This window comes from Pseudomonas sp. NPDC098747 (genome assembly GCF_044760045.1).
In the GTDB taxonomy this organism is placed as follows: Bacteria; Pseudomonadota; Gammaproteobacteria; order Pseudomonadales; family Pseudomonadaceae; genus Aquipseudomonas.
This window is the reverse complement of sequence record NZ_JBIWAL010000005.1, coordinates 76,496-100,490: the sequence shown is the minus strand read 5'-3', so window position 1 is coordinate 100,490 and position 23,995 is coordinate 76,496. Positions and strand designations below refer to the sequence as shown.

At 61.0% G+C, this 23,995-nt stretch carries 22 protein-coding genes; 15 read left to right on the top strand and 7 right to left on the bottom strand.

The genetic code is table 11. The features are described 5' to 3' along the window. Nucleotides 1–40: 40 nt before the first annotated feature. The 11 genes from ACIQVE_RS04800 (at nucleotide 41) to ACIQVE_RS04750 (ending at nucleotide 14,463) form a co-directional block, all read left to right on the top strand. A complete protein-coding gene (locus ACIQVE_RS04800) occupies nucleotides 41–958 on the top strand; it encodes a LysR substrate-binding domain-containing protein (RefSeq protein ID WP_402805043.1) in 918 nt (305 codons plus the stop codon). A gap of 38 nt (nucleotides 959–996) precedes the next feature. After that, nucleotides 997–1,614 (top strand): transcriptional repressor LexA, encoded by a 618-nt coding sequence (lexA, locus tag ACIQVE_RS04795; protein ID WP_402805041.1) that lies wholly within the window; start codon nucleotides 997–999, stop codon nucleotides 1,612–1,614. Continuing rightward, nucleotides 1,614–2,231, top strand: coding sequence for a translesion DNA synthesis-associated protein ImuA (imuA, locus tag ACIQVE_RS04790; RefSeq protein ID WP_402805039.1), 618 nt, complete (start codon nucleotides 1,614–1,616; stop codon nucleotides 2,229–2,231). Before lexA ends, imuA begins: the two co-directional genes overlap by 1 nt. Nucleotides 2,232–2,238: 7 nt before the next feature. Continuing rightward, a complete protein-coding gene (locus tag ACIQVE_RS04785; protein ID WP_402805037.1) occupies nucleotides 2,239–3,654 on the top strand; it encodes a Y-family DNA polymerase in 1,416 nt (471 codons plus the stop codon). Next, nucleotides 3,651–6,728 (top strand): error-prone DNA polymerase, encoded by a 3,078-nt coding sequence (locus ACIQVE_RS04780; RefSeq protein ID WP_402805035.1) that lies wholly within the window; start codon nucleotides 3,651–3,653, stop codon nucleotides 6,726–6,728. The genes ACIQVE_RS04785 and ACIQVE_RS04780 overlap by 4 nt, the downstream gene beginning before the upstream one ends. 148 nt (nucleotides 6,729–6,876) lie before the next feature. Further along, entirely contained in the window at nucleotides 6,877–7,563 is a 687-nt protein-coding gene (locus ACIQVE_RS04775; RefSeq protein ID WP_402805213.1) for a CsgG/HfaB family protein, read from the top strand. Between the two features lie 29 nt (nucleotides 7,564–7,592). Continuing rightward, entirely contained in the window at nucleotides 7,593–7,961 is a 369-nt protein-coding gene (locus tag ACIQVE_RS04770; RefSeq protein WP_402805033.1) for a DUF4810 domain-containing protein, read from the top strand. Next, nucleotides 7,958–8,617, top strand: coding sequence for a DUF799 domain-containing protein (locus tag ACIQVE_RS04765; RefSeq protein WP_402805032.1), 660 nt, complete (start codon nucleotides 7,958–7,960; stop codon nucleotides 8,615–8,617). The genes ACIQVE_RS04770 and ACIQVE_RS04765 overlap by 4 nt, the downstream gene beginning before the upstream one ends. Before the next feature lie 464 nt (nucleotides 8,618–9,081). Further along, the gene (locus ACIQVE_RS04760) at nucleotides 9,082–11,193 is read left to right on the top strand and encodes an ATP-binding protein (protein WP_402805030.1); all 2,112 of its coding nucleotides are present in this window, start codon (nucleotides 9,082–9,084) and stop codon (nucleotides 11,191–11,193) included. Between the two features lie 252 nt (nucleotides 11,194–11,445). Continuing rightward, nucleotides 11,446–14,079, top strand: a complete 2,634-nt coding sequence (locus ACIQVE_RS04755; protein ID WP_402805029.1) for an excinuclease ABC subunit A — start codon at nucleotides 11,446–11,448, stop codon at nucleotides 14,077–14,079. Nucleotides 14,080–14,184: 105 nt separating this feature from the next. After that, nucleotides 14,185–14,463, top strand: a complete 279-nt coding sequence (locus ACIQVE_RS04750; protein WP_402805028.1) for a hypothetical protein — start codon at nucleotides 14,185–14,187, stop codon at nucleotides 14,461–14,463. A 256-nt stretch (nucleotides 14,464–14,719) separates the two neighbouring features. Here the strand turns inward: ACIQVE_RS04750 and ACIQVE_RS04745 are convergent, their stop codons facing one another. Further along, nucleotides 14,720–15,241, bottom strand: coding sequence for a DUF4142 domain-containing protein (locus ACIQVE_RS04745; protein ID WP_402805027.1), 522 nt, complete (start codon nucleotides 15,239–15,241; stop codon nucleotides 14,720–14,722). 205 nt (nucleotides 15,242–15,446) lie between these two features. Here ACIQVE_RS04745 and ACIQVE_RS04740 point away from each other — a divergent pair, with 205 nt between their 5' ends. Next, nucleotides 15,447–15,689 (top strand): DUF465 domain-containing protein, encoded by a 243-nt coding sequence (locus ACIQVE_RS04740; RefSeq protein WP_127652680.1) that lies wholly within the window; start codon nucleotides 15,447–15,449, stop codon nucleotides 15,687–15,689. Nucleotides 15,690–15,798: 109 nt separating this feature from the next. Then, complete coding sequence (locus ACIQVE_RS04735; protein ID WP_402805025.1) at nucleotides 15,799–15,963, top strand: hypothetical protein; 165 nt, start codon at nucleotides 15,799–15,801, stop codon at nucleotides 15,961–15,963. Between the two features lie 132 nt (nucleotides 15,964–16,095). Here ACIQVE_RS04735 and ACIQVE_RS04730 read toward each other — a convergent pair whose 3' ends face one another. The 4 genes from ACIQVE_RS04730 to ACIQVE_RS04715 form a co-directional block, all read right to left on the bottom strand. Further along, nucleotides 16,096–17,172 carry an SMP-30/gluconolactonase/LRE family protein gene (locus tag ACIQVE_RS04730; RefSeq protein WP_402805023.1) on the bottom strand — a complete coding sequence of 359 codons (1,077 nt, stop codon included), beginning with the start codon at nucleotides 17,170–17,172 and terminating at the stop codon, nucleotides 16,096–16,098. Then, on the bottom strand, nucleotides 17,169–18,314 hold the full coding sequence (locus tag ACIQVE_RS04725; RefSeq protein ID WP_402805021.1) for an SRPBCC family protein: 1,146 nt from the start codon (nucleotides 18,312–18,314) through the stop codon (nucleotides 17,169–17,171). The genes ACIQVE_RS04730 and ACIQVE_RS04725 overlap by 4 nt, the downstream gene beginning before the upstream one ends. Nucleotides 18,315–18,437: 123 nt before the next feature. Beyond that, nucleotides 18,438–19,301, bottom strand: a complete 864-nt coding sequence (locus ACIQVE_RS04720; protein WP_402805019.1) for a LysR family transcriptional regulator — start codon at nucleotides 19,299–19,301, stop codon at nucleotides 18,438–18,440. A 292-nt stretch (nucleotides 19,302–19,593) separates the two neighbouring features. Next, nucleotides 19,594–21,306 (bottom strand): hydrogenase maturation protein, encoded by a 1,713-nt coding sequence (locus tag ACIQVE_RS04715; RefSeq protein ID WP_402805017.1) that lies wholly within the window; start codon nucleotides 21,304–21,306, stop codon nucleotides 19,594–19,596. Nucleotides 21,307–21,692: 386 nt separating this feature from the next. Here ACIQVE_RS04715 and ACIQVE_RS04710 point away from each other — a divergent pair, with 386 nt between their 5' ends. Continuing rightward, nucleotides 21,693–22,169: an antitoxin Xre/MbcA/ParS toxin-binding domain-containing protein gene (locus tag ACIQVE_RS04710; protein WP_402805211.1), complete on the top strand. Its 477-nt coding sequence runs from the start codon at nucleotides 21,693–21,695 to the stop codon at nucleotides 22,167–22,169. Further along, a complete protein-coding gene (locus tag ACIQVE_RS04705) occupies nucleotides 22,166–22,669 on the top strand; it encodes an RES family NAD+ phosphorylase (RefSeq protein ID WP_402805015.1) in 504 nt (167 codons plus the stop codon). The genes ACIQVE_RS04710 and ACIQVE_RS04705 overlap by 4 nt, the downstream gene beginning before the upstream one ends. A gap of 91 nt (nucleotides 22,670–22,760) precedes the next feature. Here the strand turns inward: ACIQVE_RS04705 and ACIQVE_RS04700 are convergent, their stop codons facing one another. Beyond that, nucleotides 22,761–23,075, bottom strand: a complete 315-nt coding sequence (locus ACIQVE_RS04700) for an SCP2 sterol-binding domain-containing protein (protein ID WP_007946492.1) — start codon at nucleotides 23,073–23,075, stop codon at nucleotides 22,761–22,763. Between the two features lie 64 nt (nucleotides 23,076–23,139). Next, nucleotides 23,140–23,850 (bottom strand): histidine phosphatase family protein, encoded by a 711-nt coding sequence (locus tag ACIQVE_RS04695; RefSeq protein ID WP_402805013.1) that lies wholly within the window; start codon nucleotides 23,848–23,850, stop codon nucleotides 23,140–23,142. Nucleotides 23,851–23,995: the final 145 nt, after the last annotated feature.

The following is a 23,995-nucleotide window of genomic DNA, read 5'->3' as shown; positions in this document are numbered from 1 at the left end:
CCTCCCTCACGAAAAACGTTTTTGCCTGAATGGAAAAAGCATGGACAAGTTGGGTGCATTGAAAATGTTCGTGGTTACTGCGCAACTGGGCAGTTTCAGCCGCGCCGCCGAACAACTGGGCAAGACCCCATCGGCGCTGACCAAAGCGGTCAATCATCTGGAGGCCGAACTCGGCGCTCGGCTGTTCGAACGCAGTACCCGGCGGATTCTGTTGACCGAGATCGGCCGTGTGTATCTGGAAACCGCGCGGCTGGTGCTGCAACGGCTGGACGAGGCCGGCGAGGAAATCGAGCAGTTGCAGCACGGCTTGCGCGGCAGTCTGAAAATCACCGCGCCGCTGGCGTATGGGCGGGCGTTTCTCGATCAGGTGTGTGACGGCTTTTTGCAGCAATACCCGCAGATCAGCCTGCAAGTGGATTTGTGCGACGAGTTCGTCAACCTGCTGGAAAGCGGTTACGACCTGGCGTTGCGCGAGGGCCATGACGACTTGCCGGGATTGATCGCACGGGTGGTCGGCAGCAACCGCCTGGCCCTGTGCGCAAGCCCTGACTATCTGGCGCGCACGGGCTTGCCGGTCAATCCGCAGACCCTCGATCAGCATGCATGGCTGCTCTATAAGCATCCGTTGCTCAGCCGCGAATTCTGGTGGGCCGAGCGCGACGGCCAGCGCCTGAGCCTGGCACAACCCACAAGTCCTCGACTGCGCAGTGACAATTACGACTTGCTGCTGGCCAGTGCCTTGGCCGGGCGCGGTTTGCTGCACACGCCGCTGTGGAGCGCCGCGCCCTACATTGCAGACGGGCGACTGGTGCGGGTCATGGCCGACTATGAAATAGACCCCGACAGCTTTGGCCCGCACATTCTTGCGGTGTACCCGAGCCATCGTCGGGCCACGGCGAAAGTGGTGGCGTTCATCGATTACATCGCAGGGGTTCTGGCCGAGCGTGGGTTGAGCTGACTGGCGGTGCTTGTCAGAAAAATCCAGCAGGAGTACAAATGTACTCCATGACGAACCTGACTCCCCGCCGTACCGCCATCCTGACCTTTATCCGCGAACGCATCGCCGAACACGGTCAGCCCCCAAGCCTCGCTGAAATCAGCGAGGCTTTTGGTTTTGCCTCGCGCAGCGTGGCGCGCAAGCATGTGCTGGCGCTCACTGAAGCCGGGTTTATCGAGGTCAACCCGCATCAGGCCCGGGGCATTCGTTTGCTCGGCCAACCTGCGCGCCCGGAATTGCTCGATATTCCCGTGCTCGGCCGGGTAGCCGCCGGTGCGCCGATTGGTGCCGATGCCGATATCCATAGCCGTTTGCTGCTCGACCCGGTGCTGTTCTCCCGCACACCCGACTACATGCTGCGGGTGCAGGGCGATTCGATGATCGAGGACGGCATTCTCGACGGTGATCTGGTCGGCGTACGGCGCAATCCCGAGGCGCTCAACGGCCAGATTGTCGTGGCGCGGCTCGACGGTGAAGTCACCATCAAACGCTTCGAGCGCGTTGGCGATGAGGTTCGCCTGTTGCCACGCAACCCGGCCTATCAGCCGATTGTCGTGCGTGACGATCAAGACCTGGCCATCGAAGGGGTGTTCTGCGGTCTGGTGAGGCAAGGCTGATGGGCGCCGTCGTTGCGTTGGATACGCTGTTCAATGGCGGCCAGGTCTGGAAGGGCCGGCCTGCGCCCCCGACCGCCAGCCCGCAACCGACCGGGCATGCCGCACTGGATGCAGCGTTGCCCAGTGGCGGCTGGCCGGAAGCGGCGCTGAGCGAAATCCTCCTGGCCGGCCCCGGGGTCGGCGAACTGCAACTGGTCTGGCCGACGCTGGCGCGGCTGTCGGCGGCGGGCGAGCGCATCGTGTTGGTGGCGCCGCCGTTCGTGCCATACCCGCAAGCGTGGGAAAACGCCGGGGTCGATCTGCGTCAGTTGTCGGTGATCCAGGCCAGTGAGCGCGATGCCTTGTGGGCGGCGGAACAATGTTTGCGTTCGGGCAGTTGCGGCGCGGTGCTGTGCTGGCCGCACAAGGCCGATGACCGTGCGTTACGGCGTTTGCAGGTGGCGGCGGAAACTGGCCAGACCCTGGCCTTTGCCTGGCGCTCATTGAGCGAAGCGGTCAACCCGTCACCGGCGGCGCTGCGCATTGCCATTGATGCCAAACCTGCCCAGTTGCGCGTGCTCAAGTGCCGTGGCGGACTGGCACGCGCGACGCCCATTGCCTTTGCCGTGGGTCACTGAGGTCGCCATGCGCTGGGTGTGCATTCTGTTCCCGCAATTGGCCCTCGACGCCGTGCTGCGTCAGCGTCCCGAACCCGATCAGCCGCTGGTGCTGCTCAGCGGCCCGGCCCAGCGTCGGGTGCTGCAAGCCGTGAATGGCGCGGCGCGCAAACTCGGCTTGCGCCCCGGCCAGTCGATGACTGCCGCGCAAGCCTTGAGCAAAGGTTTTGCCACCGCCGATTACGACGTCGCCGAGGTCGAGCACTGGCAGCAGTTTCTCGCCGCATGGGCCTACCGTTTCAGCTCACAGGTCAGCGTGCATTATCCGCGTACCGTGGTGTTCGAGATCGAATCGAGCCTGGGCCTGTTCGGTTCCTGGGCGCAGTTCGAAGTGCGGCTGCGCAAAGAGCTGACCGAGCTGGGTTTCCGTCATCGCATCGTCGCCGCGCCCAACCCCGTGGCGGCGCGGGTGCTGGCCAATGCTTATGACGGTTTGGTGGTGCCGGACGGTGAAGCCTTGCAGCATCACCTAGGGCAATTGCCCATCGACCGCGTCGGCCTGGAGCCGCACGTGGCCACGGCGCTGTCGCGCATGGGCCTGCGCAATCTCAGTCAGGTGCAGAGCCTGCCGCGTCAGGCGCTGGCGCGGCGCTTCGAAGCGCAGATGCTCAAACATCTCGACACCTTGTTTGGCGCACGTCCGCTGGCGCTGGCGTTTTATCTGCCGCCGGATCGCTTCGATGTGCATATCGAACTCAATTTCGACGTGCAATCCCATCAGGCACTGCTGTTTCCACTGCGCCGCCTGACCGGTGATCTGTCGGCGTTCCTGTGTGGGCGCGACAGCGGTGTGCAGCGCTTCGATCTGCATCTGGAACACGCCGGGTTGCCGGACACGCTGATCAAGGTCGGCCTGCTCAGCGCCGAACGCGATCCGGCGATGCTCTTCGAACTGGCCCGTGGGCGACTCGAACAGGTGCAGGTCGAGGCCCCGGTGCGCGGCTTCCGGCTGCGCGCCGAAGATCTGCCGAGTTTCGTGCCGCAGTTTCAGGAATTGTTCGACGACCGTCCGCAGCAGACCTTGCCCTGGGAGCAATTGCGCGAACGCTTGCGCGCACGGCTCGGCGACGACTCGGTGCAAGGCCTGCGTTTTCAGGCCGACCACCGGCCGGAGTGCGCGTGGCAAAACGCCGTCGACAAACAGCGCTGCACCGGTTTGCCGAGTGTCCAGCGTCCGGGCTGGTTGCTGGGCGAACCGCAGAGCGTGGCGCAGGGTTCGGCGCGGATCCTCATGGGCCCTGAGCGCATCGAATCTGGTTGGTGGGACGGTGACGATGTGCGCCGCGATTACTACCTGATCCAGAACCGCGCCGGGCAGCAGGGCTGGGCCTATCGGGCGGTGGGCGAGGGCGGTCCGTTGTGGCTGCAGGGCTGGTTCGCATGAACGATGGCTACGCCGAACTGCACTGTCTGTCGAACTTCAGCTTCCAGCGCGGCGCGTCCAGTGCGCTGGAGCTGTTCCAACGGGCGAAAAAGCACGGCTATCAGGCACTGGCGATCACCGACGAGTGCACCCTGGCCGGGATCGTGCGTGCCTGGCAAGCGGCGAAATCGGTTGAACTGCCGCTGATCATCGGCAGCGAAATCCGCATCGAAAACGGCCCGAAACTGGTGCTGCTGGTCGAGAACCTTGTCGGTTATCAGGCGCTTTGCGGCTTGATCACCCGCGCCCGGCGGCGGACGCAGAAAGGCCAGTATCAGGTGCTGCGCGAGGATTTCAGCGAGCCGTTGCCGGGGTTGCTGACGCTTTGGGTGCCGGACAGCGTCGATGACGTGGAAGAGGGCCGTTGGCTCCAGCAAACTTTCGGCGAACGCTTGTGGCTGGCAGTGCAACTGCACCGTGGGCAAGACGATCAGCGCCGGTTGGCGGCGTTGTTGAACCTGGCCGCTGGACTGGGGATTGCCGCGGTGGCCAGCGGCGATGTGCACATGCACGCCCGTGGCCGGCGTGCCTTGCAGGACACCATGACGGCGATCCGGCACCACGTGCCGGTGGCCGAAGCCGGATTGCGCCTGCACCCCAATGGCGAGCGGCATCTGCGCAGCGTCGAGGTGCAGCGGGAACTGTATCCGCCTGCGTTGTTGGATGAGTCAGTGGCGCTGGCTCGGCGTTGCACCTTCGATCTGAGTCAGTTGCGTTATCAATATCCCAAAGAACTGGTGCCGGACGGGCACACTGGCAGTTCCTGGTTACGGCACCTGACTAAAGCGGGCATCGCCTGGCGCTGGGAAAAAGGCGCGCCCTTCAAGGTGCTGCGGCAGATCAACAAGGAATTGAAGCTGATCGCCGAACTTGGCTACGAAAGCTACTTCCTCACCGTGCATGACGTGGTGAACTTCGCCCGCCAGCAGCACATCCTCTGTCAGGGCCGTGGTTCGGCGGCCAACTCGGCGGTGTGTTTTGCCTTGGGCATCACCGAAATCGATCCGGATCGCACCACGTTGCTGTTCGAGCGCTTCATGTCGAAAGAGCGCAACGAGCCGCCGGACATCGACGTCGATTTCGAACACGAACGTCGCGAAGAAGTCCTGCAATACGTGTTTCGTCGTTATGGTCGCCACCGTGCGGCGTTGACGGCGGTGGTCAGCACTTATCACGCGGCCGGCGCAGTGCGCGATGTGGCCAAGGCCCTGGGCCTGCCGCCTGATCAGATCAACGCGCTGGCCGATTGCTGCGGCCATTGGAGCGATGAAACGCCGCCGCTCGCGCGTTTGCTTGAAGGCGGGTTCGACCCCGACAGCCCCGTGCTGCGCCGGGTGCTGAGCCTGACCGGGCAACTGATCGGTTTTCCCCGGCACCTGTCGCAACACCCCGGCGGTTTCGTGATATCCGAACAGCCGCTCGACAGTCTGGTGCCCGTGGAGAATGCGGCGATGGCTGACCGCACGATCATCCAGTGGGACAAGGACGACCTTGATGCGGTCGGTCTGCTCAAGGTGGATATTCTTGCGCTGGGCATGCTCAGTGCGATTCGTCGCTGTTTCGATCTGCTGCGCCGTCATCGCAATCAGGATCTGAGCCTGGCAACGATCCCCCCCGAAGACAAACCGACCTACGAGATGATCAGCCGCGCTGACACCATCGGCGTGTTCCAGATCGAATCCCGCGCGCAGATGTCGATGCTGCCGCGCCTGAAACCGGCGAAGTTTTACGATCTGGTGATCGAGGTAGCCATCGTCCGGCCCGGGCCGATTCAGGGCGGGATGGTCCATCCGTATCTACGCCGCAGAAACAAGGAAGAAGAGGCAACCTATCCCTCGGAAAAACTCAAAGTGGTGCTGGAGCGTACCCTCGGCGTGCCGCTGTTTCAGGAGCAGGTGATGCAGATCGCTATCGTCGCCGCCGACTACAGCCCCGGCGAGGCCGATCAGTTGCGCCGCTCCATGGCTGCCTGGAAACGCCACGGCGGGCTTGAGCCGCACAAGGAGCGACTCGCTGCCGGCATGAAGAAAAACGGCTACACACCGGAATTCGCCGCGCAGATTTTCGAGCAGATCAAAGGTTTCGGCAGTTACGGTTTTCCTGAGTCCCACGCCGCCAGTTTTGCCTTGCTGACGTATGCCAGTTGCTGGCTCAAATGCCATGAACCGGCGGCGTTCGCCTGTGCGTTGATCAACAGTTGGCCGATGGGTTTTTACAGCCCGGATCAGATTCTGCAGGACGCGCGTCGGCATCAGTTGCAGATCCGCCCGGTGGATGTGCGCGCCAGTGACTGGGATTGCAGCCTGGAACCGATCAGCGGCGCGCAACCGGCGATTCGCATGGGCCTGCGCATGATCAAGGGTTTTCGTGAGGACGACGCCCGGCGTATCGAGGCGGCGCGGGCACGCGGGGCGTTTGCCGATGTCGCCGATCTGGGTGAACGCGCCGGGCTCGACAGCAGGGCGCAGGCGTTGCTGGCGGATTCCGGGGCGTTGCGCGGCTTGGCCGGGCATCGGCATCGGGCGCGCTGGGAAGTGGCCGGGGTGCAGAAACAGCTTGGGTTGTTTGCCGGGTTATCGAGTCAGGAAGAGCCTGACGTGGTGCTGCCCAAACCCAGTGTTGGCGAGGACTTGCACGCAGATTACACAACGGTCGGCACCACGTTAGGGCCGCATCCGCTGGCGCTGCTGCGCGAAGAGTTGAAGGCGCGGCGCTGCCGCAGTTCACAGGAGTTGCTCGATATCGAGCACGGACGCCCGGTGAGCATTGCCGGATTGGTCACGGGCCGGCAACGTCCGGGCACCGCCAGCGGTGTGACGTTCGTGACGTTGGAAGATGAGTTCGGCAACGTCAACGTGGTGGTCTGGCGCGACCTCGCCGAGCGCCAGCGCCAGGTGCTGGTCGGCTCGCAACTGCTCAAGGTCGATGGCCGCTGGGAGCGCGAGGGCGAAGTCCGTCACCTGATCGCCGGACGCCTGAGTGACCTGAGCCCGCTGCTTAACGGCATCCGCGTGCAGAGCCGCGATTTTCACTGATCCCACCCGTCAGGTCAGCCGATTAATTGGCGCCAAAAAAAACCTGTTGCGAATGGTGGCACTTTGGCATAATGCCGACCCTTTTCCGCTCCCCACCGCGTTGCCGTGCCGGGACACACCGTTTTTCAAGAAGGAATGCTCAGTGAGAATGATCTCCCGGATGTTGGTCTCAGGCGTTGCAATTGCCGTGCTCGGTACGTTGGCCGGTTCGCTTGCCGGTTGCGCCACCGAAAGCTCCCGCGCGCTGCCGGTGGCCAAGGTTGAAAGCGCTTCTCAAGTCTGGACCGGCGTTCGCGTGCCGATGGCAGTGGGCAAGTTCGACAACCGTTCCAGCTACATGCGCGGGATCTTCTCCGACGGCGTTGACCGTCTCGGCGGTCAGGCCAAGACCATCCTGATCACGCATTTGCAGCAGACCAACCGTTTCTCCGTGCTGGATCGCGACAACATGGGCGAAATCCAGCAGGAAGCGGCGATCAAGGGCCAGGCCCAGCGCCTTAAAGGTGCCGACTACGTGGTCACCGGTGACGTCACCGAGTTCGGCCGCAAAGAAACGGGCGATCATCAGTTGTTCGGCATTCTCGGCCGTGGCAAGACCCAGGTCGCTTACGCCAAGGTCAACCTGAACATCGTCAACATCAGCACGTCGGAAGTGGTGTATTCGACCCAGGGCGCAGGCGAGTACGCCTTGTCCAACCGCGAAATCATCGGCTTCGGCGGCACCGCTGCCTACGACTCCACCCTCAACGGCAAAGTCCTGGATCTGGCCATGCGCGAGGCGATCAATCGTCTGGTGGATGGCATGAACGCCGGTGCCTGGAAACCGGGCAACTGATCGACGCCCATTGCAAGGAGCAACAACACATGAATTTGACTCTGTCGCGGTCGCTGCTGGCCCTGACCCTGGCCGCCAGCACTCTGCTGGCCGGTTGTGCCGGCCCGAAAACCCTGTACCAGTGGGAAGGCTACGAACCGCAGGTTTACGAATACTTCAAAGGCGAAGAGCCGAAAGAAGCCCAGGCCGAAGCGCTTGAGCGTGACCTGCAAAAAATCCGCTCCACCGGTAAGGCCGTACCGCCGGGTTACCATGCGCATCTGGGTCTGCTGTATCTGAGCATGGGCAAGGACGATCAGATGGTGCAGCAGTTCCGTACCGAAAAGACGCTGTTTCCCGAGTCCGGCACTTACATGGATTTTCTGCTTAAAAACGCCAAGGCCGGAGACGTCAAATGATCCCGCGTGCAGTGAAACTGCTGGCCGGCGTGCTGGCACTGACCCTTCTCGGTGGCTGCGTCAAACCCAAGACCGTGGATTATTCGGCGTACAAACAAGCGCGTCCGAAGACCATTCTGGTGCTGCCGCCACTGAATACTTCGCCGGACGTCAAGGCGTCGTACAGCCTGCTGTCGCAAGTAACGTTTCCGCTGGCCGAGGCCGGTTACTACGTGCTGCCGATCACCCTGGTTGACGAGACATTCCGCCAGAACGGTTTGACCACACCTGACGACATTCACCAGGCGCCGGCCAACAAGCTGCAGGAAATCTTCGGTGCTGACGCGGCGTTGTACATCACCGTGACCGAGTACGGTACGCGTTACATGGTGATCAGCAGCGAAACCGCAGTGACGGCAACGGCGAAACTGGTTGATCTGAAAAGCGGCACCACGCTGTGGACCGGTTCGGCCCGGGCGTCGAGCGAAGAGGGCGGCAACAACGGTGGCGGCGGCCTGATCGGCATGCTTATCACGGCTGCGGTGAAGCAGATCATCAACAGTTCTACCGATGCCGGTTTCCCGATTGCCGGTGTGGCGAGTAATCGCCTGCTGTCGGCCGGGCATCCGGCCGGGCTGTTGTATGGCCCGCGCTCGCCAAAGTACGGCACGGACTGAGGCTGCGACATTAATCCCTGTGGGAGCGAGCTTGCTCGCGAAGGCGGTTTGTCATTCAACATGGATGCTGACTGATCCACTGCTTTCGCGAGCAAGCTCGCTCCCACAGGGGTTATGCGGTCCTCTGTCGGTTTATTCTGGAACAGGCCAAAACCGCTCGCCACCCCCCGCTACCTCCGTCCACGCTTGCAACAAGCGCACCCGCGGCAACGCCACCTCGACCTGTTCCCTGATCGACTTGCAATCAAGACCCTGCATCTTCACGATTCTGAACGTCGCCGCGAAGATGAAAACTGGCTACCCTGCGCTCAAACACCTGATCGGCGTTTAATCCTGAGTCGGTGTTGAAATCGGCTATACCTCTAATGAAACCAATGTGTCTGGCGATGCTCGAAACAGACGGGCGATCGCGGCGATTTGGCATGCGATCAATCGGGCAAACACACAGGACACCGAGTCAGGCGATGCAGTTTTTATCCGATAGCCACGGTTGTGACGGTTGGAAAGGCGAAATGGCCGAACGCATCTGCGCGTTCGACTGGAGCCATACCGAACTGGGCCCTCTCGATCGATGGCCCGCCAGCCTTTGCTGCGCCGTGCAGATGATGCTCGCCTCACCGTTGCCGATGGTCATGCTCTGGGGCCGTGCCGGTTACATGATCTATAACGACGCCTACTCGGAATTTGCCGGTGGTCGTCATCCTTACCTGCTAGGCGTGCCGGTGGAGTTGGGTTGGCCGGAGGTTGCCGAGTTCAATCGGCATGTCGTCGACACTTGCCTGGCGGGTGGCACCTTGTCGTTTCGCAACAAAGAGCTGGTGTTGCTGCGCGACGGAGTTCCCGAAGACGTCTGGATGGATCTGTATTACAGCCCGGTGGCCAACGATGAAGGCAAGCCGTCCGGGGTCATGGCAATGGTGGTGGAAACCACCGAATTCATGCGCTCCGAGCAGCGCCGCCGAGCCGCCGAGGAGGCCTACCGGGCCGACAACGAGCGAGTGCGCCTGGCGCTTAATGCGGGGGCCTTGCTCGGCTCGTTTGTCTGGGATGTGAAGCACAATGTGTTGTCGGCGGATGAGCGTTTTGCCCGCACATTTTCTTACCCGTCGGAACATGATCTGAGCAACCTGGCACAACACATTGCGCAATCGCGAATCCACCCCGATGACCGTGCCTGGGTTCAGGAAAGTGTCGCCCATTGCGTAAAGACCGGCGCGCCGTACAACGTCGAATACCGGGTACTGCGCAGCGATGGCAGTTACCTGTGGGTGCTGGCCAGCGGCGGTTGCGAATTCGACGAGCACGGTGAAGCGCTGCGTTTCCCCGGGGTGTTGATCGACATCCATGAACGCAAGAGCGCCGAAGAATCCCTGCTCAAATTCACCCGTAACCTCGAACAGCGCGTGGCCGATGAAGTCGAAGCGCGGCTGACCGCTGAAGAACAACTGCGTCAATCGCAGAAGCTCGAAGCGATTGGCGGCCTCACCGGTGGCGTCGCCCATGATTTCAATAACCTGTTGCAGGTGATCGCCGGCAACCTGCACCTGCTGGCGCGGCACGAGCCGGAAAACGCCAATGTGCATCGCCGCGTCAACGCTGCGCTGGCGGCGGTCGAACGCGGCGCCAAGCTGTCTTCGCAACTGCTCGCGTTTGCCCGGCGTCAACCGCTGTCGCCTGCGGTGTGCAATCCGCAGCAGATCTTCGAAGGCGTCGGTGAGTTGCTGCAACGGGCGCTGGGCGAAACCATTCAGATCGAGGTGCAATTGCCGCAAGAGCCGTGGCACATCAACGTCGACCGCAATCAGCTGGAAAACGCCATTCTCAACCTGGCGATCAACGCTCGCGATGCCATGAAAGGCGAAGGCACGATTGTGCTGAGCGCCTTCAATACGTTTCTGGACAGCACGTTTTGCGTCGGCAAAGGCATCGTCCCAGGCGAATTCGTGCGGGTGGCGGTGAGCGATACTGGCGCCGGTATTCCTGCGCAGATACTGGAGCAGGTGTTCGAACCTTTCTTCACCACCAAGGCCGACGGCGAAGGCACCGGGCTCGGTTTGAGCATGGTGTTCGGTTTCGTCAAACAGAGCGGTGGGCATGTCGAGATCGACAGCACGCTGGGCGAAGGTACGCGGGTAGAGCTGTACTTTCCGCGCAGTTTGCGACCGGTTCGCGAAGAGTCCTCCACGACTGATGAGGTGTTGGGCGGGGGCAACGAGACCCTTCTGGTGGTCGAAGACAACGACGCGGTGCGCGCCTCGGCGGTGGAACTGCTGCGTGAAGAGGGTTATCACGTGCTGACTGCCGGTAATGGCGATGCGGCGATGCAGATGCTGTTGGAGGGCGTCGAAGTTGACCTGATTTTCACCGATGTGGTCATGCCGGGGCTGATCAAGAGTTCCGACCTGTTTGCCTGGGCCAAGGTGCAGACGCCACCGGTGGCGGTGCTGTTCACCTCCGGCCACACCCGCGACATCATCTCGCGCAATCACCAGTTGAGCCCCGACACGCATTTGCTCGGCAAGCCCTATAGCCCGGAGTCGTTGTTGCAGATGATCCGTTCGGTGCTCGGCGCCTGACCCCACTTCACCCCTTTCTTTATGGCGAGGAAGATCACCTGTGGTGAGGGGATTTATTTGTGGCGAGGGGATTTATCCCCGTTGGAGTGCGAAGCACTCCCCAGCACTCCCCAGCACTCCCTAGCACTCCCCCAGCCACATCGCACACTCAGTTTTTACGACGGCTGCGCCGCCGAACGGGGATAATTCCCCTCACCACAGGGTCTGCATAACTATCGACAGATAATCCAGACTCCTGAACAAGGCTCGCCAATGACTTCCAAGCGCACCTCAAAAGCACCCGCCGGCATGGTCCGTGTGCGTGGCGCCCGTGAGCACAACCTGAAGAACGTCGACATCGACATTCCCCGCGATGCATTGGTGGTGTTCACCGGGGTATCCGGGTCGGGCAAGTCGTCGCTGGCGTTTTCCACCTTGTATGCCGAAGCCCAGCGCCGTTACTTCGAATCCGTAGCGCCGTATGCGCGGCGGCTGATCGATCAGGTCGGGGTGCCGGATGTCGATTCCATCGAAGGCCTGCCGCCCGCCGTGGCCCTGCAACAGCAGCGGGGTACGCCGAGCACGCGCTCCTCGGTGGGCAGTGTCACCACGTTGTCGAGCCTGATCCGCATGCTCTATTCCCGCGCCGGCAGTTATCCGCCGGGGCAGGCGATGCTGTACGCCGAGGACTTTTCGCCGAACACGCCGCAGGGCGCCTGCCCTGATTGCCATGGGCTCGGCCGGGTCTATGAAGTCACGGAAACGCTGATGGTGCCGGACCCGAGCCTGACCATCCGCCAGCGCGCTGTGGCGTCCTGGCCGCTGGCATGGCAGGGCCAGAACCTGCGCGACATCCTCGTGACAATGGGCATCGACGTCGACATCCCGTGGCGCAAGTTGCCGAAAAAGCAGCGCGACTGGATTCTCTTCACCGAAGAAACCCCGACCTTGCCGGTGTACGCCGGGCTGACCCCGGAAGCGACCCGTGTCGCCCTCAAGCGCAAGATGGAGCCGAGTTATCAAGGCACCTTCACCGGCGCTCGCCGCTACATCCTGCACACCTTCACCCACTCGCAAAGTGCGCTGATGAAAAAGCGCGTTGCGCGGTTCATGCTCGGCAGTCCTTGCCCGTTGTGCGATGGCAAACGGCTGAAACGCGAGGCGCTGTCGGTGACGTTTGCCGGGTATGACATTGGTGAGCTGTCACAGATGCCATTGCTGCAAGTCGCTGAAGTTTTAAAACCGGTGGCGGCCGCCAGTTATCTGGAACACGCGGAGGAAACCGGCGCAACCCTCAGTCATGCGCAAACCCGCGAAGCCCGCCAGCAACGCGTCGCTCAGGGTGCCAGTGGTCACGCCAGCGCGCCGGATGTGCGGCACACGCCGAATCTGTCGCTGGAAAAACGCCTGGCGGCGCAACGCATTGCCGAGGATCTGCTGGAACGGGTCAGCACGTTGACCGACTTGGGGCTGGGCTATCTGGCGCTGGAGCGCAGCACGCCGAGCTTGTCGTCCGGTGAGTTGCAGCGCCTGAGATTGGCGACGCAATTGGGCTCGCAGTTGTTCGGCGTGATCTACGTGCTCGATGAGCCCTCCGCCGGTTTGCATCCGGCGGACGGTGAGGCATTGTTCGAAGCCTTGCAGCGCTTGAAGGCCGATGGCAACACGCTGTTTGTGGTTGAGCATGATCTGGAAACCATGCGCCGCGCTGACTGGTTGATCGACGTCGGGCCGGCGGCGGGTGAGAAGGGTGGTCAGGTGTTATACAGCGGCCCACCGGCCGGTCTGGCTGGCGTCGAACAATCGCAGACCCGCGCTTATCTGTTTGCCGAAACGCCACGTCAAACGCGTACCGCGCGCAAGCCGACGTCGTGGCTGAAACTGGAGGGCATCACGCGCAATAACCTCAACAACCTCAGCGCTGAATTTCCCTTGGGTTGCTTCACTTCGGTGACCGGTGTCTCCGGTTCCGGCAAGTCGAGTCTGGTCAGTCAGGCGTTGCTGGAACTGGTCGGTGCGCAACTGGGACGACCGAACGCTGAGGCGGAACCTGAAGAGTTGAGCCTTGAAGACGACGCGCCGCAAGTCAGCAGCGGCCAGATCACGGCCGGGCTGGAATCGATCAAGCGGCTGGTGCAAGTCGATCAGAAACCCATCGGCCGTACGCCGCGCTCCAATCTGGCGACCTACACCGGGCTGTTCGACAACGTGCGCAAACTGTTTGCCGCTACGCCTGAAGCGCGGGCGGCGGGTTATGACGCCGGGCAGTTTTCCTTCAACGTCGCCAAGGGCCGTTGCGCGACGTGCGAGGGTGAGGGGTTTGTCAGCGTCGAGTTGCTGTTCATGCCCAGCGTGTATGCGCCGTGCCCGACCTGTCATGGCGCGCGGTACAACCCGCAGACGCTGGCGGTTTTGTGGGAAGGTTTGAGCATCGCGCAGGTGCTGCAATTGACGGTCGATGAGGCGGTGGAAGTTTTTGTCGGGCAGCCGGGGATTCGGCGTTCGCTGGAAGTGCTGCGCGATATCGGCCTCGGTTATCTGCGACTTGGGCAACCAGCCACGGAGTTGTCCGGCGGTGAGGCGCAGCGGATCAAACTGGCCACCGAGTTGCAGCGCAATCAGCGCGGCGCGACGTTGTATGTGCTGGATGAACCGACCACTGGCCTGCACCCTCGGGATGTCGACCGACTGTTGGAACAGCTGGATACGCTGGTGACAGCGGGGCACACGGTCATCGTGGTCGAGCATGAAATGCGCGTGGTCGCGCAGAGCGACTGGGTGATCGACATCGGCCCGGGGGCGGGGGATCAGGGCGGCAAGATTGTCGTGGCGGGCACGCCGCAGAAAGTGGCTGCCAGTAAAAAGAGCCGGACTGCGCCGTTTTTGGCGCGCGCCTTGAGCCGGTAACGGCGAGTTCCAAGCACGATGTTTTGAACGTTGGCGCGCAGGCAGCTTCGAATCTGCAAGGCCCGACTGGTTTCAGTCGCGCTGGTGATGACCAACGAGGTGCTTATGAACGAGCAATCGACACAGCAGCAAAATCAATCCGGGGAACCGATCAATCGCAATGACCCGGCGATCGACCCGCAAGTGCCGGGGCAATCGGCGCCCACGCAGCCTGCGCAGCAACAGGGCGATACAGGCCAGACGCAAAGTGCTGACCCGGCGGTGGATCAGAAGAACCAGAATACCGATAACGACAACGAGTTCAGCCCCGGTTTCGAGCCTGAGCCGGATCGGGCAAAGCCGGGAGAGGAGACGGATGCGGATATTGATACTGATGGGGGTTAATCGGGGGGCGAAATAAAGGAATGCCGCAGGGTTGGATGCGGCATTTTTTTGCGCTTGGGTTTTGTGGTGCGGCTGAGATTTTTCCCCCTCACCCCAACCCTCTCCCCCAAGGGGGCGAGGGGGAAGGGAGCTGATCGTGGGCTTTTCAAAACTGGATTCACCGCGGTCGTGCACGTCGGCGTAACTCGGATGAACAGCTCGGTCAGTCCCCTCTACCTCTGGGAGAGGGTTAGGGTGAGGGCAAGGGCAAGCTCGACTACTTGCTCGGGTACTTGGCTTGCAGCTCTTTCGCCGCCGTCAGGTGTTTTTCCAGCCCTGGCAGCATTTTCTGGGCAAAGGCTTTCAGCTCAGTCGCCCCTTTGACCTTGTCATCCGTCACGGTATTGGCTTGCTTCTTGAACAACTCGATGGTGTCTTCGTGGGCCTTGACCTGGTTGTTGGCGTAAGCCGCATCGAAGGATTCATCGCGCATGTCGAGGATTTTCTCCTTGGCCTGTTTGACCAGAGTGGTGGTATCCGGCACTTCGATGTCGTGAGTCTTGGCAATCGTCGCCAGTTCGTCATTAGCCTTGCTGTGATCGGTGATCATCATTTCGGCGAATTTCTTGATATCGGCAGACTGGCTTTTTTCCAGGGCCAGGCGACTGGTTTCGATTTCGGCGATGCTACCGGCCGCGGCGTTATCGACGAAGTCATTGTCGGTAGCAGCGAAGGCGCTGCCCATGCTCGCACTCAGGGCAACGGCAAGTGCAAGGTGACGCAGGTTGAATCCGTCCATAGTTGTATCTCCACGCAAGTTTTTGTGAGCGTTAAAGAGTGGAGGGGCGACGGTGATCAAAGGTTTTATCGCATTTGCGACAGGGCGACGAACGGCCACCGCTGGTCTGACAGGGAGTCGACAGAACGGCCTGACCGAGGCCATTCTGAAGACTGGCCAGCGCAATCGGTCGCGTTGGTCGCCGATCAACTCACGGAGGTGTTCCATGCCGGTTCCCCATGACCTGTTTCAGGACTTGAGCTGCACGAAGGAAGAGATCCAGCAAAAACGCACCCAGGATCCGCGACTGGATTCACTGATCAACAAGTATTCCCAGGCTGATGCTGAGGTGGTCAAGGCCGAAACGGCCACCTCGGACGCTCCCAGTGACGACGCACTGAAAAAACTCAAAGAGAAGCGTCTGAAGGTCAAAGACGAAATCGTCAGCCATTTGCAGGCGCCGTCCTGATCCGCTGTTGATCCGCCGACCTACGGTTGCGGATTGACTTGAACGACAGCCACGACCGGCACCTCGAATGTTCAGAGTCCGAACTCATCGACTCCATGCGAGGTGCCCCATGAGCGATCCCAAATTCCCCAGCGAAGAGCAGGGCGCATTCGACCCGGTGCCGACGCATCCGGAGCCGAACAGCCCGGCGCATACCACGGCGAATCCCGAAGAGCCTGTTGAGGATATTCCTGAAGACGAAGACCCCGACAAGTTTGATAAGTCCTCTAATTGACAGACCGCTATCGCTGGCAAGCCAGCTCCCACAGGTATCGGGTCGTGCACATAATCTGTGAACAACATGAACCCCTGTGGGAGCTGGCTTGCCAGCGATGGCGTCAGTCAATCCAGCACAAAGGCTGCTGATTTACTTCAGCGCATCAGCCAACGGCAACCGCGCCATATGCATGGCCTTCAAAGACCCGAAATACAACCAGTCCCCATACTCACGCACCGTGGTAATCGGCGAATAGTTGCCGCTGCTCGCATCCTGCAGATTGGCAATCACCTTGCCTTGCAGATCCAGCCCCAGCACAAACCCGCGCTTCTCCATAGGCGTCGGCAACACGCTCAACGCCCGCACAATCATCTTGCGTGCGAACGGATGGCCGGCCGTGGCATCGAGCAAGGCACTACGCGGTGCATACAGCGCAACCCAGAACCGGTCGCGGCCATTGAATGAGAGGTTGTCCGGCAGCCCCGGCAAGTTGTCGATAAACAGGTCATGGGTGCCTGCCTGGGGACCCTTCAGCCAGAAGCGACTGATCCGGTAGGCACCGGTTTCATTGACCAGCACATAGGCGTCATCCGGGCCAAGGGTCACGCCGTTGGCGAACTGCAGTTTGTCCAACAACACACTGGTTTTGCCGGTCTGGAAGTCGTAGCGCAGCAGGCGTCCGTCGCCACCGTGCTCAATGATCGCCTCGCCGTCATGCCCGTAACCCCAACGGCTGGAGGCATCGCTGAAATAGGCATAATGGCCGGACTTGTCGATCGCCACGTCATCGGTGAAACCGAAGTCCACACCATTGGCCTCTTTGGTCAAGGCAGTCACCTGACCCTGCGCATCGAGAGACAGCAAACCCTTGACCCCGTCGGCGATCACCAGAATCCCGTTGGGATGCCGCGCGAGCCCCAGCGGTCGGCCACCGGTGTCGGCCAGTACTTTGCGTTCCTTGCCATCAAGACTGCTGCGGATCAGCCGACCGTCATGCAGGCCGGTGATCAGGAATTCTCCTTCCAGCAGCAGCGCTTCCGGCCCTTCGATGTCACTGGGGCCAACCTTCGCCGCACCTTTGAGGCGCTGGTTATCGGCGTAAATCCCGTCGGTCAGCGAGGGCGCGGCCTGCGGTGTCCAGGCAACCGGCTCGACCTTGGTGGGCATCAGCAGCAGAAACGCGATGACGGCGACTATCAGCAATACTAAAAACCGCCGCCACCTCATGCGCTAGCCCTCGCTGACGCCAGGTACTGCGCAGCCATGTCACGCAGCGCGAGCATGGATGCAGCGGACTCACGGTCGATGCGCCGCTTGAGCAGCAACTGATTGGCGATGCGCATGCCCAGTCCGTCGAAGCGATAATCCAGCGTGCGCACAAACCGCGTGCCGTCACCTTCGGCGTGGCACTCGTAAGTCAGCTCCAGCGACAACCCGTGATCGCCCTGGGCCCGCGCGCACCAGCGCCGGCCGGGCAGGTATTCGGTGACTGCCCAGCTCAGGTGACCTGCACGGCCGCCGGCATGAATGTCTTCTTCAAAGCGTGCGCCTGCATGCAGCGGGCCGGAGGGGCCGTCAATCTTCAGCGATGACGGATGCCACTCGGGCCAGCGGCCGACACTGGCAGCGTAGGCGAGCACGGCAATCGGTTCGCCGGCGATATCGATCTGGTGCTGCATGCGGGTCATGGGCATTCTCGAATGGCTCAAAGGGGCGGCTTCCGGTTCCCAGTAAAGGGTGCCGAACAGGTAGTCCATCAACGGCAGAACAATGTTGAAATTGCGCTCCTGCATGCGCTCGCGACGGTGATGCAGTTCGTGCAGACGGCGCATCTGACGGATCCACGGCAGGCGCGTCAGTGGGTTTTCCGGCGGCAGATGTTCGGCGGCATGAAAGACTTCATAGGCCAGATAACCCAGCACCATGCTGCCAGCGAACAACCCGGCGACGTTGACGTTGAACTGCGCGAACAGCCACCACAGCGGCAGCGTAATCACCAGCGTATGGATCACGATCAGCCACGCCGGAAACAGAATCACCCGCCAGTCGCGAGCGCTGTCGTAGGTCATGTGGCCGGGCGCGAAGAAGCTGTGATGGTCGCCGGCATGCCGGGCGTAGAACATTTTCGCGAAGGACTTTTTGTGGTGGCCGAGATGGCGATGGACCATGTACACGCCAAAGTTGAAAAACAGCAACGTCAGCGGCACGCTCAGCCATTCCAGCCAGCCCACTTGGTGCACGCTGCTCCAGAACACACCGATGGCCAGCACCCCGAACAGCAGCACGAAGGCGCCGTGCAGCCACGGGTTGTACAACGGATGAATCGCCGCACGATAGCAGCTGCGGAATGCCTCGGTGGTCTGCCTCACTGCGCTCACCTGCGGGTATTTTGCTGTACCCGGCAGATTAGTCGATCCGGCCATTTGTGCAGGCCGGACCTTGAGGTCACATACGCCATGATCCGGTGTAAAGCGGCTGCCCGTGCTTCTCGGTCAGCTCAGCGGGTTCCACCGTTGCGACCAGTCGTCATCGGTGCGGATCACTTCGCGCAGCAGATCGAAGGCTTGTTGCAATGTCGCCGAGTCGCGATCGCGCGAATACACCAGGTAGGTCGGGTAGCCGAATTCAGGGGCTTTGGTCACCGTTTCCAGTGCGCCGCTTTCCAGATAGCTGCGCACCACACGGGTGCGGAAGTAGCCGCTGCCGCCGTTTTCGAGGATGTATTGCAGGGCGAGTGGGCCAAGGTTGAAACTCAGCGCGGCTTTGGCTTTTTCCGGCAGGGCGGCGTCGTGCTGGCGGCGGAAGTCCGGGCCCCAGTCGATATAGACGTAGGGATCCGGGCGATCAGGCGCGCGCACCAGAATCAGTTTCTCCTCCAGCACCTGCTCAACCTGCAAACCCGGCCAGTATTCCGGTTGATAGACCAGCGCAGCGTCGAGCACGCCGAGTTCGAGTTGGCGCAGCAGGTTCTCGCCGTCGCGGATCTCCATGCGCAGGGCATGCCCGGGGATCTTCTCGCGCAGCTCGGCCGCCCAACTGAGCATCAGCGGGTTGCACAGACTGACTTCGCCGCCGATGTGCAGCACGTTGTGATACCCCTCGGGCAGCGGCAGGTCGCGCCGCGCCGCTTCCCAGGTCTGCACCAGTTGATTGGCGTAGACCACGAAAGCCTCGCCGTTGGCCGTCAATTTCGCCCCGGCGCGATTGCGCACGAACAGCGTGCTGCCCAACTGGCTTTCGAGTTTCTGCACCCGGGCGGTGATCGCCGTTTGTGTGACGAACAACTTCTGCGCCGCCGCCGCGAGACTGCCGTGACGGACGATTTCCAGAAAGGTGCGAGCGAGGTCAATGTCCATGGGCGGGCCGGTGTTTGAGGTGGGGCGCATTGTAAGTGCAAAGAGCCCCTCACCCTAACCCTCCCGAAACGTCGGACCGCCCGGGGGGAGAGGGGACCGACCAAAGTGTCTTTCGTCACGCATCGACCTGAACCGCCGTGTCGACTATGGATTCAGAGCCAAACTTTCAGGGCGGTCGACTTTGGATTCAGAGCAAAGCTTTCAGGTCGATGTAGATCTCCAATATCCCCTGATCGGTTCCCTCTCCCTTGGGAGAGGGCTAGGGTGAGGGGAAAAACAGGCACCACAAATTTCAATCCGCTAACTCAACCACCCGAGCCCAATCTTCAACCAACCGCGCCGGCGTACCACACGCCTTGCGCTTGTAGACAAAATGACGGCACTTCTCGGCAAACCCATTACGGTCGTAAAGCATGTCTTCCTGCATTTCCTGCAACTCGCTTTCGCGACATTGCTGGATCAACACCTGATCAGTCCGCGCCTTGCGCTCACGCACCGCAGCGTACGTCGGATCGCTCAAGACGCTGTTGGCCCGTTGCAGCAACCACAGCGAAAACTCCTCCGGGCAGCGCGGGCCGATTTCCTGGAGCATGCCCATCTGCAACGCCTGACTCGCGCTCACCGGCAGACAGGCCTGAGTCAGTTGCTCGGCTATTGCCGGGCCGACGGCGCGGGGCAGGCTGTACGTCCAATATTCCGAGCCATACAAGCCCATGCTTTTGTAGTGCGGGTTGAGCACGATGTCGGCGCGGGCAAAGACGATATCAGCCGCCAGCGCGAGCATCACGCCGCCGGCCCCGGCATTGCCGGTCACGCCGCTGACCACCAGTTGCCGCGCGGTCAGCAGCTCTGCGCAGACATCATCGATCGCCTGAATATTCGCCCAGGCTTCAGCACCTGGATCCTGGGCGGCCTGAATCACATTCAAATGCACACCGTTGGAAAAACTCCCGCGCCCACCCTTGATCAACAACACCTGGGTGTCGCGGGACTTGGCCCAGCGCAGCGCCTCGACCATGCGCCGGCATTGTTCGGTGCTCATGGCGCCGTTGTAGAACTCGAAGGTCAACTCACCGACATGCCCGGATTCGCGGTAACGAATTGATTGATACGCCTCGTCGCTGAATGGCGAGTTGGCGATCGACCAGTCCAGCGTCGGCACAGCGGCCAGTTGCCCGGCGAGAATATGCCGCGCCGGTTGCTTGAACGTTTCTTCCCCGGGCTGCGGTTTGCGTCGCAGCGAGCCGAGCCACACGCTCTGATCGCCGGCCGCGATCAATACCGCATCGTCGTGCACCGCGAGAATTTCACCGGGCACGCCGTTGCGTGAATCAAGGTGTGCGTCGTACACGTAGTACTGCCCGCCGGCCAGGCTTGCCAGCACGCCGGGCTGGCCGTCGGCGGCATCGATGCAGCGCTTGATGAAGTGTGCGCAATCATGCCAACTGAAGCTGCGATCAACCTGCTTCATGTTCGGCTGCAAGCGGCCGCGCACCTTGGGATCGGCGTAATCCAGCGCCACTGGAACGAATCCGTCACTGAACTTCTCGACCACTTCGCGAATGCAGCGGATTGCCGCATCGCTGACCCGCCCGTTGTACAACTCGGATTTGCGCAGGCCCGCCGGCAGGTTGAACTCGCAGGTGGCCCATACCGGGCCGGCGTCCATTTCCTCGACCGCTTGCAATGCAGTCACGCCCCAGCGCGACAGCTCGTTGGTGATCGCCCAGTCCAGTGCACTCGCACCGCGATCGCCGACGATGCCGGGGTGGATGATCACCACCGGCCGAGCGGTATTGCTCCACAGCGCTTGCGGCACGCGGTCCTTGAGAAACGGGCAGATCACCAGATCGGTGCCGCTGTGTTCGATCTGTTCGCAGACCGTCGCCTCGTCGGTAAACACCACAACGCTGGGCGAATGCCCGGCCTGACGCAGCTCCAGCCAGGCGCGTTGGGTCAGGCCGTTGAACGCCGATGACAGCAGGATAATTTTGAGGGGGCGCATGAAAATTCTTCCTTGAATGGGATCAGCCGCAGGCTCCCGGTGAGCCTTCCTTGGCCTTCGATGGAGCGGGAAGAGTAATCAGTGGCGACGCATGCATCAGTGATCGAGGTCAACGTTGTGTCAGGCACTCCTTGTTTACGTCCTACGGAAGCAGGAGAGGTTTGAGCAAAAAAGGGGATATTTCCGACGACTTTTTCAGGTTGGTCGTCGGAAGCGCGTTCTATAGCATCAGCCGTGACATTGAAGTCGCTGAGCGGCTTGAACGCTTAGAGCCTAGAAAAGGATGAATCATGCGCACCTCACTCATCGAAAATGAAACCTCTGCTTATTCCCCACGCCATCATTGGCGCGACGATCGTGCCCGATGCCCCATGGAGGATGTCGCGATGCCTACAGTGAAAACGCCCCGGCTCACGGGACTGAAAAAGGTCGAGGGCAAACCTGTCGAGTTGCTCGTGCATGGCCAGAACATGGGGGATGATGCCTTGCTGATCGTTCGCCTTACAGATGAAGGCTTTGAGCTGAGCGACGTCGTCAACATGCTTTCAACCTCCGAAATGTACCTGCATGGCGACATGGTCAAACGCATCACCGGCATGTCTGTCAGAACCGTGCGACGGCTTCTGAAGGAAGGCAAGTCGGTACGGCTTGACCCGCAGCATAGCGTCGTCGCCTACCAGTATGCGTTGGTGCTGGAGAAGGCCATCAGGGCATTCGGGGGGCAATCACGGGCGGAGGACTGGATGCAGAAGCCCACCACGTACCTGAACGGTCATGTGCCGTTGGAGTTGACCCGAAATCCACTGGGTTTTCAGATGGTGGAGCAATACTTGGGTCAGCTTATATATTGCGTTTACCCATGAACCCTTTGCCTTGGGACGAGCAGTGGTATGCCTGGCGGCTGGATCGCGAGGTTTACGGATGTACCTGGGACAAAGGGATAGGTTCAAACGCGAACGGAGGTCGATGGAATACACCGGGTCGGCGAGTTGTTTATGCATCCGTCGATCCGTCCTCGGCAATTCTGGAGGTGGCAGCCAATCATAGTTTTGATGTGTTGGACAGGGAGCCTCATGTACTGACTTGTTTTGAGGTCGTCAGTGAGGCAAAGGTCAGGATTGTGCAGCCGGAAGAAGTGCCGAATCCTTACTGGTTGAGTCCCGCGACGCCTTCACCCAATCAACGGCTGTTTGTCGACGCTTTACTGGCCGAACATCCGTTTATGCTGATCCCCTCGGTGGCAACCCGGCATTCATGGAATTTGCTGGTGAGCTGCGAACTGGCAGAAGGGCAGTTCAAGATGGTTTCTCAAGAGCGGTTCGGACTGGATACTCGATTGCTGCGGGAGATGGCATTGGTTTGAAGTGCGCGCGTGCCGTTTTTGCATGACCGTCGCCGCCAAACGCAAAAATCCCGCCACATGGGCGGGATTTTTTTGTCACTGAACAGCGGTATTACGAAGGGAACAGCTCGGACAGTTTCATCGCCAGCATCATGTCGCCTTCAGCGCGCAGTTTGCCGCCCATGAACGCTTGCATGCCGTCGGTCGAACCGTCAACGATGCCTTGCAGGGTTTCGCCGTCCATGACCAGAGTGACCTGGGCGTCCGGGTTCTCGCCTTCTTGCAGCTCGCAGGTGCTGTCTTTGACGATCAGCGAGAAGTTCTTGGTGTCGTCGATGCGGAAACCGAAGACCAGATCCAGACCGGCAGCAGCGGCTGGGTTGAACTTGGCTTTCATTGCTTGTACGGCATCAGCTACGGAGGTCATGGTTCGATCCTTTTTTGGGTAATAGAAGCTGGGTGATTACAGCAAGGGTCACAGTAATCCGGACTCAGCGGAAAGTGATGAGTTCCGGGGCCTTCAGCAGTTGCAGATGGGCATGACTGTTGAAGGAAGCCAGAGCCACCTCGCGACCGCGAAACTTCAGCTGGTTGAGCGAGGTGTTGACGATTTGCCAATTCAACTCAAAAGCCTGTTTCGCAGGCATTTGTGTAATGAGGTGGAGCAGGGCGGTGATTGTGCCACCTGAGGTGAACACCGCGATTTTCTGATTTTTTTCAGCCTGTTCGAGAATGCGATGCAAGCCGGCCTGAACCCGTTCAACGAAGCCCAGCCAGCTCTCCAACCCTGGTGTGTCATAGGTGCCGGCCAGCCAGCGCTCGATGATCAGGGCAAAAATGCGCTGAAACTCGCCACGGTTTTGCGTGGCATTGCGCAGGATGTCGAGGGCTTCCGGCTCGTCCGCCAACATCGCCGGGAGCAGGGCGCGGATCACCGCATCGGCGTCGAATTCGTTGAACGCGGAATCGGTTTCCAGCGTCGGCACCGACAGGCCTTTGACGGTGAATTGCTCCAGCGCACTGGTGGCCGTGTGTTGCTGACGGCGCAGGTCGCCTGCCAAGCAGCGATCGAAGCGGATCCCCAGTTCAGCGAGGTGCTGACCGAGGATTTCTGCCTGACGCACACCGGTCGGCGACAGGACGTCATAGTCGTCTGCACCAAAGGAGGCCTGGCCATGTCGAATCAGATAGATGCTGCCCACGTCCGCGTCATCCCGGTACGTTGAAGGTTTGGCGAGGTTATGAGGATGCCGGGAAGCTGTCAATGAAAAAACATACGCTTGTTTGAAATGCCCGTTACAGGGGTGTTGCCAGAGGTTTCACGGCTGGCCGACGAGCCGGCGCATG